General features: G+C 42.1%; 16 protein-coding genes. 5 read left to right on the plus strand and 11 right to left on the minus strand.

Features of this window, described 5'->3' with window-relative positions:
• The first annotated feature begins 187 nt into the window (after nucleotides 1-187).
• Nucleotides 188-1,246 (plus strand): succinylglutamate desuccinylase/aspartoacylase family protein, encoded by a 1,059-nt coding sequence (locus JIG37_RS17415; RefSeq protein WP_138601134.1) that lies wholly within the window; start codon nucleotides 188-190, stop codon nucleotides 1,244-1,246.
• A 338-nt stretch (nucleotides 1,247-1,584) separates the two neighbouring features.
• Here the strand turns inward: JIG37_RS17415 and JIG37_RS17420 are convergent, their stop codons facing one another.
• The 4 genes from JIG37_RS17420 to recQ form a co-directional block, all read right to left on the minus strand.
• Nucleotides 1,585-2,145 (minus strand): mechanosensitive ion channel domain-containing protein, encoded by a 561-nt coding sequence (locus JIG37_RS17420; protein ID WP_095209703.1) that lies wholly within the window; start codon nucleotides 2,143-2,145, stop codon nucleotides 1,585-1,587.
• A 64-nt stretch (nucleotides 2,146-2,209) separates the two neighbouring features.
• The gene (locus JIG37_RS17425) at nucleotides 2,210-3,925 is read right to left on the minus strand and encodes a BamA/TamA family outer membrane protein (RefSeq protein ID WP_199529933.1); all 1,716 of its coding nucleotides are present in this window, start codon (nucleotides 3,923-3,925) and stop codon (nucleotides 2,210-2,212) included.
• Nucleotides 3,926-3,992: 67 nt separating this feature from the next.
• On the minus strand, nucleotides 3,993-4,289 hold the full coding sequence (locus tag JIG37_RS17430; RefSeq protein WP_199529934.1) for a DUF3630 family protein: 297 nt from the start codon (nucleotides 4,287-4,289) through the stop codon (nucleotides 3,993-3,995).
• Between the two features lie 7 nt (nucleotides 4,290-4,296).
• Nucleotides 4,297-6,120 carry a DNA helicase RecQ gene (gene recQ, locus JIG37_RS17435; protein WP_054554212.1) on the minus strand — a complete coding sequence of 608 codons (1,824 nt, stop codon included), beginning with the start codon at nucleotides 6,118-6,120 and terminating at the stop codon, nucleotides 4,297-4,299.
• A 225-nt stretch (nucleotides 6,121-6,345) separates the two neighbouring features.
• Between recQ and rarD the strand changes: the two genes are divergently transcribed.
• Nucleotides 6,346-7,269: an EamA family transporter RarD gene (rarD, locus tag JIG37_RS17440; protein ID WP_054554213.1), complete on the plus strand. Its 924-nt coding sequence runs from the start codon at nucleotides 6,346-6,348 to the stop codon at nucleotides 7,267-7,269.
• Nucleotides 7,270-7,271: 2 nt separating this feature from the next.
• Here rarD and JIG37_RS17445 read toward each other — a convergent pair whose 3' ends face one another.
• The gene (locus tag JIG37_RS17445; protein ID WP_054554214.1) at nucleotides 7,272-8,507 is read right to left on the minus strand and encodes a response regulator; all 1,236 of its coding nucleotides are present in this window, start codon (nucleotides 8,505-8,507) and stop codon (nucleotides 7,272-7,274) included.
• Nucleotides 8,508-8,585: 78 nt separating this feature from the next.
• Nucleotides 8,586-8,960, minus strand: a complete 375-nt coding sequence (locus JIG37_RS17450) for a DUF413 domain-containing protein (RefSeq protein WP_138616409.1) — start codon at nucleotides 8,958-8,960, stop codon at nucleotides 8,586-8,588.
• Nucleotides 8,961-9,050: 90 nt separating this feature from the next.
• On the opposite strand from JIG37_RS17450, the gene JIG37_RS17455 reads away from it, so the two are divergent.
• Complete coding sequence (locus tag JIG37_RS17455; RefSeq protein WP_054554216.1) at nucleotides 9,051-9,905, plus strand: LysR family transcriptional regulator; 855 nt, start codon at nucleotides 9,051-9,053, stop codon at nucleotides 9,903-9,905.
• A 196-nt stretch (nucleotides 9,906-10,101) separates the two neighbouring features.
• Entirely contained in the window at nucleotides 10,102-11,034 is a 933-nt protein-coding gene (locus JIG37_RS17460; protein WP_199529935.1) for a porin, read from the plus strand.
• 80 nt (nucleotides 11,035-11,114) lie between these two features.
• On the opposite strand, the gene recG is transcribed toward JIG37_RS17460, so the two are convergent.
• From recG to asnC, 3 genes are read right to left on the minus strand one after another with little or no spacing between them, the layout of a single operon-like run.
• Nucleotides 11,115-13,196, minus strand: a complete 2,082-nt coding sequence (gene recG / locus JIG37_RS17465) for an ATP-dependent DNA helicase RecG (RefSeq protein WP_199529936.1) — start codon at nucleotides 13,194-13,196, stop codon at nucleotides 11,115-11,117.
• Nucleotides 13,197-13,235: 39 nt separating this feature from the next.
• On the minus strand, nucleotides 13,236-13,952 hold the full coding sequence (gene trmH, locus JIG37_RS17470) for a tRNA (guanosine(18)-2'-O)-methyltransferase TrmH (protein WP_199529937.1): 717 nt from the start codon (nucleotides 13,950-13,952) through the stop codon (nucleotides 13,236-13,238).
• Between the two features lie 44 nt (nucleotides 13,953-13,996).
• Complete coding sequence (gene asnC, locus JIG37_RS17475) at nucleotides 13,997-14,455, minus strand: transcriptional regulator AsnC (protein ID WP_054554220.1); 459 nt, start codon at nucleotides 14,453-14,455, stop codon at nucleotides 13,997-13,999.
• A gap of 197 nt (nucleotides 14,456-14,652) precedes the next feature.
• Here asnC and asnA point away from each other — a divergent pair, with 197 nt between their 5' ends.
• Nucleotides 14,653-15,648: an aspartate--ammonia ligase gene (asnA, locus tag JIG37_RS17480; protein ID WP_054554221.1), complete on the plus strand. Its 996-nt coding sequence runs from the start codon at nucleotides 14,653-14,655 to the stop codon at nucleotides 15,646-15,648.
• 48 nt (nucleotides 15,649-15,696) lie between these two features.
• On the opposite strand, the gene JIG37_RS17485 is transcribed toward asnA, so the two are convergent.
• Both JIG37_RS17485 and JIG37_RS17490 read right to left on the minus strand, forming a co-directional pair.
• Complete coding sequence (locus JIG37_RS17485) at nucleotides 15,697-17,301, minus strand: FapA family protein (RefSeq protein ID WP_199529938.1); 1,605 nt, start codon at nucleotides 17,299-17,301, stop codon at nucleotides 15,697-15,699.
• A 153-nt stretch (nucleotides 17,302-17,454) separates the two neighbouring features.
• On the minus strand, nucleotides 17,455-17,847 hold the full coding sequence (locus tag JIG37_RS17490) for a RidA family protein (protein ID WP_054554223.1): 393 nt from the start codon (nucleotides 17,845-17,847) through the stop codon (nucleotides 17,455-17,457).
• Nucleotides 17,848-17,855: the final 8 nt, after the last annotated feature.

A 17,855-nucleotide genomic window follows, 5' to 3' on the forward strand; every position in this document is an offset into this window, starting at 1 on the left:
CGCAGTATAAATCGCTTTTAAACCAACCCTTTGGGCGCTTCACAGGCACTTACTCTCATCGTTGTTACTTCTTAAAAGGGACTGCCATTCTTGCAAAGTAACGCCTTGATATTAAGCACCTGTGAAACGCTGAATTCTGCACCTTGAGGAGGTTTGGGTATTAGCGCTCTATTAAAAGGAAAAGTGCGTGGCTAAGGTTAAGAAAAATACACCGTTTTCAATTTTAGGCGATACGGTTGGTGTTGGCGAACGTAAAACATTTGCGATTGAAGCTGCCAAGCTTTACACCCACTCGCCGTTAAATATTCCAATTGAAGTCGTCAATGGTGTGCAGCAAGGGCCTGTATTAATGGTATGTGCTGCAATTCACGGTGATGAGCTCAATGGTGTTGAGGTTGTTAGGCAGTTGCTTGCTAAAATCGATCCGGAGCAATTGCGCGGTACTATTATTGCGGTACCGATTGTGAATGTGTTTGGCTTTATTCACAAGTCACGCTATTTACCAGACCGCCGTGACATGAACCGCAGTTTTCCGGGCTCAACACGAGGCTCGTTAGCAGGGCGAATGGCGAATGCGTTTTTTACTCAGGTGGCAATGCATTGTACGCATATTATTGATTTGCACACAGGTGCAATTCACCGAACTAACTTGCCACAAATTCGTGCCAATTTGAGCGACCCTGCAACGGCGGCTATGGCAAAAGCGTTTGGTACTCCAGCGGTGATTGACGCGTCACTTCGTAATGGCTCATTGCGCAGTGAAGCGGCCAATTTAGGAATACCCGTTATTACCTATGAAGCCGGCGAAGCGCTACGCTTTGATCCAATAGCCATTGCAGCTGGTGTGCAAGGTGTTGACTATGTCATGCGCCATTTAAAAATGGTGCGTGGCAAGCGTGCTAAAAAGTTACCAGAGCCGATTATTGCAAGCTCGACGAGTTGGGTACGCGCTGAAGTTGACGGTATTGTTCGTGCACAAGTGTCACTCGGTGAGCGAGTAATGAAAGGGCAGGTTCTAGCTTATATTAGCAGCCCTCTTGGTGATGCTGAGCTTGAGTTACTAGCGCCGCGCAGCGGTATTGTCATTGGTCAACAAACCATGCCGCTGGTAAACGAGGGGGATGCCGTGTTCCATCTTGCTTACTTTGCTCACGCAAACAGCTTAGTTGAACAACAGCTCGAAAACTTTATTGATGAAATAAGTGATATTGAAGACGAGTTAAAAACCGCAGAATTAAATAACTAATACCCTATTCTGTAATTCAAAAAGCCAAACTACCTGTTTGGCTTTTTTGTATCCGCCTGTCCCCATCTAATACTTGACCTTAGAACAAGTACAAGGTTTATAGTTTTTTTACTTACTTGTCGTAAGAATGATTAAAGGATCAAAGATGAAAATTTTTCTATTTTATACAGGCTTATGCACGCTTGCTATTTCACTTACGCACGGCTTTTTTACTGAGCAAAGTGCTGTTCACATTGTGTTATTTCACCCTTTAGTCATTTTATTTAGTTTTATATTAATCGCCTATGGAAGCAGAAAAAAAACACCTCTTTAGCAAGCATCTCGTTAACTTTAAGTCGTTACTTTTTTGGACCTAAAATACGTTTTATGGTTGGCGCTTTGGTTGCTGTAGGTGGGTTTTTTAGGACCATCACAGGGCGGGTAACAAAGATGTTGTTTGGGTAAATCACTTTGTGACCATCAACGTGTTCAAGTACCACGTTCATTAGTCCCATTTCGATAATGCGGCCTTCTAAGAAGTTTGCACCGTCAATTACTCTCACCCAAAAGCCAACGCGGCAGTCGTTTTGAATAAACATCAACAAGAAGGCTGTTAGGTTACTTAGTAACGACCAGGCTGCAAAAAGCGCGACACCTAGCATGGCAAAAATGGATGAGCCAAGTACTAGTAAGCCGCGTAGCTCTATACCCCAAAAAACCAATACTAAACACAGCATGACAATGGCAAGAATGATATTGAGCAACAGCTCAGCACGGTATTCACGATGCGGATCAGCTTTGCCTTTAATTGCTTTTAACAGCAGTTTTTTGGTGGTTTTACGCAGTAGTGGATAAAGCAAAACTGCGATGACAGTCACGATTAAATGATATTGCTCGTTAAAGAATTCGACGAAGTCCAAAAGGGTTCCTAAGTTAATATTTTACGTTTCGATTTTAGCTTTTTAGCTAAACAATAACACTACTTTAAAAGGTATTTTTAACCGTTACTAGCCACTGCACAGAGTCGATATCATCATCTTGCTTGTTAATTGGTGCGGCAATATCTAGGTGAATTACCGTACCGGCATTGGCACGGCTTGGCGCTAAGCGAAGGCCCACTCCCACATTTTGCAGCACGTTACCGTTATCGCCATTATCTTTGTTGTTATACCACGCTCTACCAATATCATAAAACGCGGCACCACCGACTTTAAACAATTGCAGTAAGTCATATTCCCAGTAGTAGCGCTTCTCTAAAGTCACTAAAAAGCTGCGGTCGCCAACTTGGTAGTCAAGCGGGTATCCACGCAGGCCATTCTCCCCACCAATCGTGAGTTGCTTATCAGCAGTGAGATTTTCTGCATATTGTAGGCGGGCTTTGGCATACCAGCTTTGTCTTAGTGTGGTATTGAGGTAATACTGTAACTGCGTGCTGGCAAACAGGTTTTCGACGTCATCGGTTTCTTCATTCCAGTAGCCATCAAGGTCTGCTTTAAAGCGCCACAATTGGTTGTCTCCAGAGTAATGCGCCTTTGATAAAGATAACGAGTAAATAGTACGGCTGGCATCGTCGCTAAAATCTTTACTCGAATAACCGAGTAAAGCGCGGATATTCCAACCAAGGTTTAAATCTTCAGTACGGTAGATGCTATCGAAATTTCTTACCTTAACGTAGTGATCTTCAAACCATTGACCACTAACGTAAGGGTAACTCAGCGTTCTATCTTCAGCGATAGGTAAATTCGTTAATGATATGGCCTTGAAAGTATCTTTACGACTTTCTACCCCGAGTTTGATACGCTGCGTCCAGCTATTGCCAAGTTGTGATGAGTGACCAAAGTAAGCACGGTTTAATATGGTCTTTTGCTCAAATTCGCTAACTACATCGCCGCGATAGTAAAGTGACTCTCGGCGTTGATCAGAGTAACTTGTAACACCGTAACTGTAGGGCGTATCGATTGAGAAAAACGGGTAGCTGACATCGAGGTAATGACGTTTACCGTCATCATTGTCTGAGTATTCTAAACGGCCTTGATAACGGCTAGAGAATATATGTGGATCGTCATACACAAATAGGTAACCTGTGCGATCAGCATCACGGGTGCGGCTAAATGACACTCGTTTACCCCAGCCTAAAAAGTTTGACTCGCGAAAGCCAATACTCGACTCATTCTCACCGCCGCTACGGCTAAAGCTTATTTCTGGTAATAAAGTCCACAGATCGCGCGTAATTACTTTTACATGGACGTTGCCATCACAATCGAGCTTTGCGTTGATACGTGCATCATATAAATAGCCTTGTTTACGCAGTAACCGCTCTGACTCTAGTAATTTACGTGGATTATAAACATCACCTTCTTCGAACAATAAAACGCTGTGTATTACCTCTGGCTCAGTCGTCATGTGAGCGCGATTGGCAAACCGGAATAAAAAGTTATTTTCTTCATCTAGCTCAGTGTTAAAGACGTTTAGCTGTTCAAGTTCAATGGCGACTATTTTACGGTTATTAGCAGCATCGGGAAGTGGATTATCTGCATCGAGTTGGCGGCGTAAGTTATTATCTTGCGATTTAAGCGTGCGCTGGTTTTGACAATAATTATTATCGTCAGTTAATAGCTGCTCTGCATGAACATTGGCTGCTATGCAGATTGGTAATAGTGTTATTAGCCTAGCAACAAAGTGCGACTGCTTAAATCCCATTTACACCCTTAGTTGAGTATGTCCTGTGCAACTACTACATACTAAGCGTGGAAAAAAGTCTAGCTTATTATTGTAATTGCATGACTAAATATTGATAAAGTTGCGGTAAAACTGCACTGGCCTCAATGCCTTCAGCATTAATCCAAATACTTTCACTGTAATGTTCAAAGTTTAGATTAAAACTATGATCTGTAAAGTGAAAGCGTAATTGATGACGATCAGCGCCAGCATCAAAGTCGGCGGTTGTTATTGCTGGAGCGTGTAAGAAAAGGGTTGCCCAAAGTTCAAAGTCTTCGTCGTGTGGAAACTCACTTGACGTTATGAGAATGATTTCATGCTCAGCATCATAGCTTAGTTCAGTCATAGCAGTCCTAATTAGCGGCAAGATAGTCGCGAATGGTATTTAAAAACGGTGCGCCGTACTTATTGAGCTTAGTGAAACCAACACCTGATACCTTCAAAAACTCACTGTCATTGGTTGGCATGAGCTGCGCCATTTCAGCGAGAGTTTTATCATTGAATACCACATAAGGTGGTACATCATCAGCATCTGCCAACTCTTTACGTAAGGCACGTAATTTTGCAAACAGCTTTTTATCGTAATTAAACTGAGCAAGTTTATCTTGGTAAACGTGCTTAGCTTGTAGGCGAGGTTCAGCAAGTTGCAGTGCATACTCACTTTTAAGCACCGCACGGGCGGCTTCGGTTAAGCGTAATGAAGAGCCTTGGGTAATATCTTGGCTTAATAACCCTTGATGGATAAGCTGCCTTAAAATACTTAGCCAGAACTCCACACTATGCTCTTTTCCTATGCCATAGGTGCTTAGCTGGTGGTGATTGTTATCACGAATACGGCTAGTGTTTGCGCCGCGCAGTAACTCAACAATATAGCCAATACCAAAACGTTGTTCTGCACGATACACACACGAGAGAGCTTGTTGTGCGACAAGTGTGCCATCAAAGCTAGTCGGTGGGTTTAAGCAAATATCACAGTTACCACAGGTTTCGCGCTTATATTCACTAAAGTAATTTAGCAAAATTTGTCTGCGGCATGTTTGTGCTTCGGCAAAGCTGGCCATAGCATTAAAGCGTTGCTCTTCAACACGACGCCGTTGCTCGTCTTCAATATCTTCAAAAAAGCGGCGTACGCGACCAATATCGGCCGGATCAAAATACATTATCGCTTCTGCAGCCAGACCATCACGACCTGCACGACCGGTCTCTTGGTAGTAAGCCTCAATGCTTTTTGGAATATCGTAATGCACCACAAAACGTACGTTTGGTTTATTAATCCCCATGCCAAAGGCAACGGTCGCAACCACAATTTGAATATCGTCACGGGCAAAGCCCGATTGCACAAATTGGCGTTGTTCATTGCTCATACCTGCATGGTAGGCGGCGGCATTAAACCCTGCGTCAGCAAGTTTTTCGGCTACATCATCAACCCGTTTGCGGCTGGTGCAATAAATAATGCCGCTTTGATTTTGCTGCTCTTTTAAATATCGAAGCAGTTGTACCATAGGTTTGAATTTTTCTTCTATGGTGTAACGAATGTTAGGTCTATCGAAGCTACCAGTGTGCACGTAAGGGTGGTTAAGCTGAAGCTGTTCAATAATATCGTAACGAGTTGCTTTATCTGCCGTTGCTGTAAGGGCCATCATGGGCACGTGCATAAAGCGTTGCTTTAACTCGTTGAGCCGACAGTAATGCGGCCTAAAGTCATGCCCCCAATGCGAGACACAGTGAGCTTCATCAATAGCAAAAAGTGCGAGTTTAAGATGACTCAAGCGCTCTAAAAATTCGTGTTGTAATACTTTTTCTGGTGCAACATATAACAGCTTAATTTGGCCGTAGTGTAATTGTTGATAGACAGCTTGTTGCTCTTCAAAAGGCAGGCTGTTATTGATGTAGGCCGCTTGCACGCCGAGGGCTCTTAGTTGGGCAACTTGGTCTTGCATCAAGGATATAAGCGGCGAGATAACCACAGTAACACCATCGAGGATCAAAGCGGGTACTTGATAGCATAATGATTTGCCTCCACCCGTTGGTAGAAGTACAAGCGAGTCTTGGCCGTCTAGCGCTGCGGCTATAATCGCTTCTTGGCCATCACGAAAGTCCTTGTAACCAAACACTTGTTTGAGTACGGCTTGTGGTGATCGAACGGGTGTGTTGGACATTGCGGTATTGGTATTCATCGCCGAGCATTTTAGTGGTTTTTTATAGCGATGTCTTTAGCAATATACCCAAACTACCTCAAAATGCAGAATTCAGCGCTTCACAGGAGCTTAATATCACGGCGTTACTTTGCAACAATGGCAGTCCCTTTTAAGAAGTAAATACATGGGCTTATTTAGCGTGTTTTGGTTGCGTCACTGTTTAGGGGGCGTAAAATAGCGCTTTTAAACTATAAAGCCAAACTTATGCCTACCAACATTGAGCAGCGAAAAGGTGTCATTTTCGCTTGTTTAGCCTTTTTTATGTGGGGTCTTGCACCCATTTATTTTAAATTTCTTCAGCAGGTTTCTGCTTTTGAGATCTTAATGCACCGTGTTATTTGGTCGGTGTTATTTTTACTTCTTATTATTGCAGCTCGTCATCAATGGCAGCGTATTCGAATTGTGCTTGGGCAACCTAAATTACTTTTGATGTTGGTAATAACAGCAAGTTTACTTGGCTTTAACTGGGGGTTATTTATTTGGGCGGTGAACAATAATCACATGCTCGATGCTAGTTTAGGTTATTACATCAACCCACTACTAAATGTGTTGCTTGGTATGTTGTTTTTAGGTGAGCGGCTGCGTAAATGGCAAGGCGTTGCTGTAGGCCTCGCGCTTTGTGGTGTGCTGCTTCAATTAGTGAGCTTTGGATCATTTCCTGTGGTTGCTTTTTCGCTAGCTGGCTCGTTTGCTATTTATGGTCTTTTACGCAAAAAGCTGCCGATTGAATCATTACCAGGATTATTGCTCGAAGCACTTATTTTATTACCTGTTGCACTTATTTACTGGTGGTTTATGGCGCCTTCGCCAAGCTCTGATTTAACTGCAAATGATTGGCATATTAACGTGTTACTGATAAGTGCAGGAGTGGTGACAACTTTACCACTGTTGTGTTTTACCGGTGCAGCAAAACGCCTTCAGTACAGCACATTAGGCTTTTTTCAGTACATTGGTCCAAGTTTAATGTTTATGCTTGCCGTGGCTTTTTATGGTGAGGTATTTGATGCTGAGCGTGTGGTGACCTTTGCCTGTATTTGGAGCGCTTTGGCGTTATTCAGTTGGGATTCGTACCGCCAAAGTCGTAAGCAACGCAAAGCGAAATTAGAGGCAGTGACTAAGCCTGTATAGGCTTAGCTTATTAGTTTGTTGCGCCCAGACTCTTTTGCTTGATAAAGCTTTAGATCGGCCTGTTTTATTAGTTCATCTAAACTATAAATAGGCCCATTATGAAAACCAATCGACAGCGTAAACTTGATACGGTCTTTGCTAAATTCAGGGCTGTGCTTTTCAACAAATAAGCGGAATTTTTCTAAACGCTGTAACGATTCATGTCGGTCTTGATCAGCAAAATATACTGCAAACTCTTCACCACCAAAGCGGCCAACTAAATTATTTTTAAAATACTTTGCCATACATTGCGATAGGCCCTTAAGCACTTCATCACCGGCATCATGACCATAGTTATCATTTATTGATTTAAAGTGGTCAATATCGATCATAGCTAAAGAGACAGAGTTTTCTGCCAGTTTTGCAGCTTTGAGGTGGCTGTTTGCTTCACCAAAGAAATAGCGGCGATTAGGCAGCTTAGTGAGGTAATCAGTGTTTGCTTGTAAACGAATCGTTTTAATGTTTTCAAGCATGTCGACGTTTTGACTTAGCCGGCAATAGAATTCTTCATTATTAAATGGCTTGCGAAGGTAATCGTCTGCACCAGATTTTAAAAAGCGCGTTGATAAGTGCAGAGTATCGAGTGCAGAAATGCCGATTATGGCTTTTTCATCATTGGAATATAAACGACGAATTTCAACACAAAGCTCATCCCCATTCATGTTTGGCATTTCGTTATCGGTAATGATCACCGATATTTTTGGGTTTTCAGCCAGTACTTTTAAAGCGTCGACACCATCAACAGCTTCAATGGTTTGGTATTTGTGACGAGTTAATAAGTTACAAATGTGGTGGCGAGTTGCCGCTGAATCATCAACGACAAGAACTTGCACTTGTTCATTTCGAGGCAAGCGAGCGAGTTGTTTTTCAAGATACTGATAAGCTTGTTTATTTTCTTTAGTAATGTAGTCAATTATTGGGTGCTTTTCGACAATATTACGCGTTGTCTCATCTAGGTTTCCCGTCATGACAATTGTGGGAATATCAGAGGCGATAGTAAAAGGAATTGCTTCGCCTTTTGGTGCATCAGGTAGAATAAAGTCTACTACCGAACAAAAATAAGAGTGCTCTTCAACTAACTTTTTTGCTTCAGCCAACGAGCCTGCAATATCGGCTTCATAACCAACTTTTTGCGCGATATGCTTTTGCACTCGCGCAATCGTTGGCGTATCTTCAATTATTAATATTCTTCTAGTCACGGTTTGCCTTGTTATAACTTTTTGGCGAAGCAATAGTTACTACAAGTTTTAACCTTAAAAGCCTAAAAAAGCAAATCGTTATAAGCTGTCTGACTCAGAATAATATTCAACGCTTTGTGTTGTTGGGTTTGCAATACGGGAACGTCCAAACAATGTATGAAATTTCGTTTTGCAAGTGGTTTGCTTTAGGTATTTGACCCAAGCACGTTCAATTGCATTGGTCGCGTCAAGATTGCCGGTGACAACTTGTACAAATTGAGTTTGAAATTCATTTTGTGGTTCTAGGGTTTTGTTGTATAAACCCTTTAGAACAACACCATGCTGCTCGAGAATGTCGGCTTCTAGCAAAGTGAAGTGACCACTACGACCAAAACCGCGTGGGAAATTTTGATCATCATAGAATTGACGTTGGCTTGCAAATGCCTGACGAAGTGATGAAATGTCATTGCTCATGGCTTTATCCTCATGCCCTAATTTCTTGCTGGAGTATGGATCAAGTTGTCGATTTTATTAAACAAATTATTTTTATCGTAAGGGTAAAAAATGGATATCGATTTATTGAAGACTTTTGTTGAAGTGGTCCGTACGCGCCATTTCGGTAAGGCAGCTGAAAATTTATATATTACACAGTCTGCTGTGAGTTTTCGGATCCGACAATTAGAGCAAGGTTTAGGCGTTAACTTATTTATTCGCCAACGTAACAACATACAGTTAACGGCGCCTGGTGAGCGATTACTGCCACATGCACAAATGATCATTACGGGTATGCAGCGCGCAAAAGTTGATGTGGCACTTGCAGATAATATGCATAAGCAAATTAGCTTAGCAGGAACACCTAATATTTGGGATGCATTTTTACAGTTTGGTATTACTAATATTGTTTCTGCTATGCCGGGTGTGTCGTTAGTTGCTGAAGTCAAAGCACAACAAGAGAGTACTCGCTTATTACTGGAACGTACTCTAGATTTAGCTGTGTTGTTCGATCCCCCTAAAGTAGATGAACTGGTTGTACAGCGAATTTGTGAGTTACCTATTATTCCTGTGAGTGCTTTTGAAACAGCAAATAGTGAAAACTTTTTCGATAATCAATATGTCTATGTTGATTGGGGTACCACCTTTTCTTTATGGCATGCTCGTGAGTTTAACGGCCACGCCCCTCCATATTTTAGAACCAGTACGGGCCGTATTGCGCTTGATTTAATTTTGAAGTGCGGCGGCAGTGCCTTTATTCCTCAGTTATTAGTTGAAGAGCAGCTTAAATCTGGTGAGCTTTATCATGTTGAAGATGTTGCGCATACATCGCGTGATGTGTTTGTTGCTTACCACAGAGACAACGAGCAAACCCCTCTGTTAGAGAAGTTAGTCACTTTATTAACTGAGCTACAAATAAAAGCTTAAAATTAATTTAATTTAGCTTTCATAAAAATTTAATTTTACAACAGTGAGTTACGTTTTTATTTCAAAATTAATTACATTTTATGAAGCTAAATTGACGCTTTTATTTCAACTGTCATCTTTCTGTCATTTTTTACTGTCACACTGCGCGCATTGAAACACAACATGTGTTTTTTGTTGCGATTATTGAGGAAACGACATGAAATTTGCAAAGTCTAGCTTATTCCTAGCTTTATTTGGTGGTTTATCTTTTTCTGCACTAGCTGATGTAGATGTATATGGTAAAGCAAACGTGACTGTTCAATCATCAGATGATGGCGAAGGGTCTTTCACTGAAATTAAAAGCAATAACTCACGTTTTGGCTTAAAAGGTTCAGAAGAAATTTCTGAAGGCTTAGAAGCGGTTTATAAATTTGAGTTTGGTGTAGACGTATCTGACGCTGATTCAAAAGGCGACAATGACGATAACATCACTGCGCGTAATCAATACGTGGGTGTGAAAGGTAGCTTTGGTCAAGTTGTTATCGGTCGTAACGATACAGCAATGAAGCAATCTCAAGGTAAAGTTGATTTATTCAATGACCTTGAAGGCGATATCAAAAACGCATTTAAAGGTGAAAACCGTTTAGGCGACACTATTTCTTATGCTTCTAAAGACTTCAGTGGCTTCAAAGTATTAGCAACTTATGTAGCTGAAGATGATGTAGATGCTGATAACGGGTACTCAGTAGCGTTAACTTACGGCGATGCAAAACTTAAAGAAAGCAAACTTTATGCATCAGTTGCAGCTGACAGCGAAGTAAAAGGTTACGACATTGTTCGTGCAACAGTACAAGGTAAACTAGGTGACTTCAAACTAGGTGCTATGTACCAAACACAAGAAAAAGTGGATGGTAGCGCAGAAGCTGATGGCTACTTAGTAAATGCTGCTTACCAAATGAATAGCAACACATTCAAAGTACAGTACCAAGTAATTGACTTTGATGAAGGCGATAAGAAAACAGCTATTTCTGCAGGTGTTGATCACAAGCTAAACAAAAACACCAAAGTATTTGGTTTCTACTCAACGTTTGATACAGACAATCAAGTTGACCAAGATTACCTAGGTGTTGGTATTGAATACAAATTCTAAGTGAACACTCCCTTACTTGTGAGCCCAGCTAATTAGCTGGGCTTTTTTTGTTGAACAACAAAATTATACTGAAGTTAGCTTTAAGCTTGTGCGTAGTTTGATTTGCCTGCAAGCCAGCGTTGAATCAATTTATCGGTAAGTTCTGGGTAGTCATTCAATATTTTGAAAGCGATGGGTCTGACATGATTGAGTGTTTGTTTATCGCGGTTTAGGTCGGCGATTTTGAATTCAGCTAAGCCTGTTTGTTTGGTGCCAAGTACTTCACCTGGGCCACGGATTTCGAGATCTCGCTCAGCAATCACAAAGCCATCATTACTTTCACGCAGCACACCTAAGCGTTTTTGCGCTGTAGCTGATAATGGCGCATGATAAAGTAAAACACAGTGTGATGCCGTTGCCCCACGACCAACACGGCCGCGTAGCTGGTGAAGTTGTGCAAGCCCTAACCGTTCAGGATTTTCAATAATAATAAGGCTCGCATTAGGCACATCAACACCCACTTCAATCACGGTTGTGGCAACCAGTACATGAATATTACCTGCTTTAAACTCACTCATAATGGCTTGCTTTTCGGCGGCTTTCATCCGGCCATGCACCAAGCCAACGTTTAGCTCTGGTAGTGCTGCTTTTAATTGCTCGGCGCTATCCTCGGCGGCTTGGCATTGCAGCACTTCAGATTCATCAATCAGGGTGCAAACCCAATACACTTGACGACCTTGCTCTGAGCATGCTGTTCTCACACGTTGAATAATTTCGTCTCGGCGTGCATCTGGAATCGCCACCGTTGTGATAGGCGTTCTACCGGGTGGTAACTCATCAATCACTGAGGTTTCTAAATCAGCGTAGGCTGTCATTGCTAAGGTTCGCGGGATAGGGGTTGCAGTCATCACTAATTGGTGTGGGTAGCAATCACCAAAGCGGCCTTTTTCACGCAGTGATAAACGCTGATGAACACCAAAGCGGTGTTGCTCATCTATGATAATCAAAACGAGATTATTAAACTCAACCTGTTCTTGGAATAATGCATGGGTGCCAACAATCATTTGTGCTTCCCCAGAGGCGATTTTCTCCAAAGTCGCTGCACGCTCTTTACCTTTACTTTTGCCACCTAACCAAGCGACTTCAACACCGAGTTGATTAAACCATTGGCTAAAGTTGATGCCATGTTGCTCTGATAAAATCTCTGTTGGTGCCATTAGCGCTACTTGATAGCCTTCGCTGATAGCACTGAGCGCACTGAGCGCTGCAACTAAGGTTTTACCAGAGCCTACATCGCCCTGTACTAGGCGCATCATCGGAAACGGGTGTTGTAAGTCACCTTTGATTTCTGCCACTACACGACTTTGTGCGTTAGTTGGGCTAAAGGCTAAATTAGCTAAAAACTGTTGCTCAAGTTGGTTATGCGGCTTTAAAGCAACCGCTTTTACCGTTTGCCCTTTTTGACGTAGCTTTAAAAGGCTTAAGTTTTGCGCAAGCAGCTCTTCAAACACTAGCCGTTGCTGGGCAGGGTGCATACCTTGTTCAAGGGCAGTTAAATCAATATCGTTTTGTGGGCGATGTAAGGTCATGAGCGCATCGGCTAAACGCATTCCGGTTGGCTGAAACTGTTCTGGCAGCAACTCTTCTACAGGGTATTTAGTTAATAGCGCAAGTGCTTGATCGCTAAGCGCACGAATAGATAACTGTTTAAGTCCTTCGGTAACAGGATAAACCGGCGTAAGCGTGGTATTCGTTGGTTGCTCAGAAGGGGTATCCGATAAGCTGTATTCAGGGTGTGTCATTTCAAAGCCAACACGACCACGGCGGATCTCACCAAAGCAGCGAATGATTTTACCTGTACCTAAGGCATTTTTTTGAGCCGCGCTAAAGTTAAAAAACCTGAGCGTTAAACGGCCCGTGCCATCATTTACTTGGCAAACCAGCATGCGTCTTTTACCAAAGGTAATTTGGCTGGTTTCAATAGTGGCTTCAACACTAACATGGCTATGCGGTTGCAGCTCGCAGATGGGATGAATACGGGTGCGGTCTTCATAGCGGTGAGGTAAATGAAACAGCATGTCTTGCACCGTATGAATATTTAGCTTAGCAAGGCGCTCGGCCATTTTTGGGCCGACGCCTTTTAATTCTGTAATTGGGTATAACGCTAAGCTAGGATGACTCAAAGGTGACTCAAATTATTAATTAGTAGACTGTTTTTCAGTTTACTTGCACTCGTTAGTGGCTTCAAGCGGTTGCGTGTGTTTTAAAATGTTCCAGAACGTTTCATCAGCAACAATTTCCCCATTTTCATCCAGCTCAGGGTACGGCAGCTCTTTTTCGCGGCATTGTTCAGCAATGATAGGGTGACAGCCTTCAAACAAAATACGATGCTTAACTTTCGCATCAAGCATATCGCGGTTATAAAGACCTGCTTCTTCACGTTGGCGCTGTGCTTCAAATAAAATAAGTGCCGCTGCAACAGATACATTAAGAGATTGCACCATTCCTTGCATTGGGATGATGATGTTTTTATCAGCATGAGCGAGGGCACGCGGCGAAATACCATCACGTTCTTGACCAACAATAACAGCTGTCGGTTTGGTGTAATCAATTTCACGAAAGTCGACTGCGTCGTCGCTGAGGTGAGTTGCTAAAATTTGTACATCAGGATTTTGCACACGCATCATGGCTACGGCTTCATCGATATTGAGATGCAAGTGAGTTTCGAGCCAGTTTTTACTACCACCAGAAGTATTGTTAGTTAACCATTTTTGATTCTCTGGCCATACAGCATGAACATGATGGCAGCCTGTCGCGTCAGCTGTGCGGGCAATGGCCGATAAATTATGATGCTTATGTACCTCTTCTAAACAAACCGTTAGGTCCGTTTGGCGGCGATCTAATACGCGCTTAACACGCTCAAAGCGAGTTGTATCCATAGTTGTGTGCTCGTTGACGGATTCTAATTAGCGCTGATTATACCCTAGGGAACAACAGCACGGCTAATTGGGTTTTGTAATGAGATCAGCGTTTCTGTTGATTGAATAGCTTCGATGGCTTGTATTTTGTTAATTAACACATCTTGTAGATGATCAATTGAGCGTGCCATCACTTTGATAAATATACTGTAATTACCCGTGGTGTAATAAGCTTCTACGACTTCTTCTAGCTCTTTTAAATGCAGTAACGTTTGTGGGTAATCACGGGCATTGTTGAGGTTAATACCAATAAAACAGCAAACATCGTAACCAAGCTGTTTGGCATCAATACTGACTTGGGTGCCTGTAATAATTCCCGCTTGTTTCATCTTTTCGACTCGAACATGAATAGTTCCGGCACTTACTGCAAAGCGTTTAGCAAGTTCTGCATACGCTGTTCGCGCATTTTCCATTAAAGCATTAAGGATGTTTTTATCGAGATTATCGATTTGATAATTTTCCATGGTATTTATTAGTATTAATTATTGAATCAGTAAAATTTATAGCATTATTTTTATGAAAATTTCAATGTTAAGTTCTTTTTATTGCGGGTTGTTGAAAATTATCTTTGTTTAGTTGAGGATTGTTTTAACAGGAGGGGCCAAGCAGTGGGTTTCTCTAATCAAGCAAGTAACAATAACTGGGAATGAGGCCAATTATTATGAGTTCACACTACCTGCAGCAACAGCAGCAAATTAGTAAAGTAAAACAGTTTTTTTCAAGCCAATTAGAACAACAATTAGGATTAGTTGAGGTACAAGCGCCGATCTTGGCAAAAGTAGGCGATGGTATTCAAGATAACTTAAGCGGTACTGAAAATGCTGTATCGGTAGCAGTGAAAACAATTCCGGGTAGCCAATTTGAAGTAGTGCACTCTTTAGCTAAATGGAAACGCAAAACCTTGGCTGATTACGATTTTTCGGTAGGTGAGGGGCTCTATACGCATATGAAGGCGCTTCGCCCAGATGAAGAATCTTTAAGCCCAATTCACTCGGTGTATGTTGACCAATGGGATTGGGAAAAAGTAATTTGCGAGAGTACTGAGCGCACCTTAGACAAGCTAAAAGAAACCGTAACATCACTTTATCAGGCTATTAAAGCAACCGAACGCTTTGTATCAAGCGAGTTTGGTTTAACGCCATTTTTGCCAGAGCAAATCACCTTTGTACACAGTGAACAGTTACGTCAGATGTATCCTGACTTTACTGCAAAACAACGTGAAAAAGCGGTAGCACAAGAATACGGTGCGGTATTTTTAATTGGTATAGGCGGCACACTTGCCGATGGCAAAATTCATGACGTACGAGCACCGGATTATGACGATTGGTCAACCCAAACCTGCAGTAAATTTGCAGGCTTAAACGGTGATATTTTAGTTTGGAACCCGGTGCTAGAAGATGCCTTTGAAATCTCTTCAATGGGCATTCGTGTAAGTCCTGATGCATTAGCTACTCAATTAGCGATTACAGGCGACCAAGCTCGTTTAGAGTTTGATTGGCATAAACAGCTACTTGCGAAGCAGTTCCCGCAAACAATTGGTGGTGGGATTGGTCAATCACGACTCGCTATGTTGCTGTTACAAAAACAGCATATCGGGCAAGTACAAGTTGGTGTTTGGCCTGAACAGCTAAAACAGCAAGTGGAAGGAATTCTCTAAGTTAAGATTAATGACCCTGGTAAAAAGAGGCTTAAAGCCTCTTTTTTATTAACTGGTTTTAAACTCCACCTCAACCTTGTTCTCTTCAAGCTTAACCTTGCAAGGGGGGTACTTACGGTTTGTACGTAGCACTTTTTCAAAAATATGTATTTCTACCCCTGAGTGCAATGTTTTGTTAACGACTAATTGCGCATCTTCAAGTAAATCATGCAAATGATGCTCTAAACTTGATAGTTTTTTCTCAAGCATTTCAGCTTGCTCGCAATAGTGCATTTGTGTGGCCCCTATTTTGGCCAGAAGAGTTTTTTTCTTTTCTGCATCTTTTACTAAATCCGCTTTTTCGATAGCCGCTTGTAAGGTATCAAGTTGCGAATCTGTTTGTGCTAAATCTTTGAAGCATTGGTCTGTTTGTGCTGTTACATCAGCACCTGAAGCCGCTAAGTTAATCACCATCTTCGCGCCTGATTCATTGCCAATTTCGCCAGCAATAACTATTTGAGCATCTAAAATTTCACCGCCAAATAGTTTTCCTTGGGGGTTATCTTCTTGGCCGACTTGCAACAATTTAGTGGCTTTCATTACACAATGGCTGGCTTGTCGGTCGATGAGGATATTGTTTGCTTCAAGGTAGCTGTATTGACCATGTGATAAGTGAATGTCGCCTTGACTGATGATATTACATGATAACTTTTTATCTTCGAGTTGGTGGCCAATTACGCCTTGTTTTATGGTGATATCACCAGCTGCAGATAAATGACCAGACTCTACAGTGCCCATAACTGTTATATCGCCTTTGGCATTAATACGCATTCCCGGCTCAACATTATGAGTTACAATGACGCTACCTTCAAAATCTACATGGCCGGTTTTTACGTTGACATCGGCAATGGTAAAAATATCATCAACTCGCATGCCATTCGCGATATCTACTGGAACACCAGCAATGGCTGAAATAAGTTCAAGCGGATTATTTTTAGATATTTCGGTACCTTCACCAGCAACTAGAGTGTTACTTTCACCTGGCTTGGCTGGTAATACATCACCGGTAACAGTAAAGCCTTCTTTACCCGGAGTCGCAGGGATTTGCTTGATAAGTAATACGCCGGGTTCGACACTGGCGAGCTTGCCAAAATCACGCATATCGACAGTACCATCTTCACGCAATTTGGGTTTTTTTAAGCGATCTTTGAGCGTTTCAACTTGAGAAACTAGTTTTGATGGTTGGCCATCGATAGGTAAGCGACCTTTTGCTAGCACGCCTTTAGCGACTTTTCCTGCTGGTAACTCAAACTGTTGTTGTAATAGCTGTTCCAAGAAAGCTTGTTTGTACCCGCGAGCAACGCCCGCTCTGATAAGCTCCTTTTTAGCTTCATCAAGCGTCATAACTTTGCCGCCTTCAGCAAGAGTAAGTTCGCCTGTAGCAAGCATTTTATCATCGCTTAGGGTTACAACTAGGCTCGCATCATGTTTAGAGGCAACAACAAGCATGCGCTCGTTAGAGTCACTTTTGAAGAATTTATTGATAGCTTCATGATCCACTCTGCATTCGCAAAATGGTGACTTTTCTAATGCTTCGATAATAAACGCAGCACTAGGAGGCGAGTTTTCATGAACATCTAATAAAACGTTGCCGTTGTGAGCGAGCTTAAACACGTGGAGATCCTTTTTTACTACATTAGCTAAAGGTTTTATTTGTTATAACAACAGAGTGCTAGAGATTTGCTAATGAGTCAAGAATTTCGGGTGAGGGAAGTAATAACTTTTTCTAAAAAAGTGCCAGCAACTTTGTGTTGCTGGCAGGGCTGACTAGTTTGTTGAAGGTAGCTCCATGATACCGTCAATCTCAACTTGCACACCTTTTGGTAACGCACGTACGCCAATTGCAGCACGTGCAGGGTATGGCTGCTTAAAGTACTGACTCATTACTTCGTTGACAATCGCAAAGTTAGATAAGTCAGTTAGAAAGATATTTACTTTCACCATGTCTTGAATTTGGCCGCCGGCAGCTTGGCAAACAGCTGTTAGGTTTTTGAATACTTGGTGAGTTTGCTCAGTGAAGTCTTCAGAGATCACTTCCATTGTTTCTGGTACAAGTGGAATTTGACCTGATAAATAAACAGCCGTGCCTACTTTAACTGCTTGGCTGTAAGTACCGATAGCTGCAGGCGCATTATCAGTAGAAATAAAAGATTTGTTCATGATTATCC

It is taken from the genome of Pseudoalteromonas sp. bablab_jr010 (assembly GCF_016464105.1).
Lineage (GTDB): Bacteria > Pseudomonadota > Gammaproteobacteria > Enterobacterales > Alteromonadaceae > Pseudoalteromonas > Pseudoalteromonas simplex.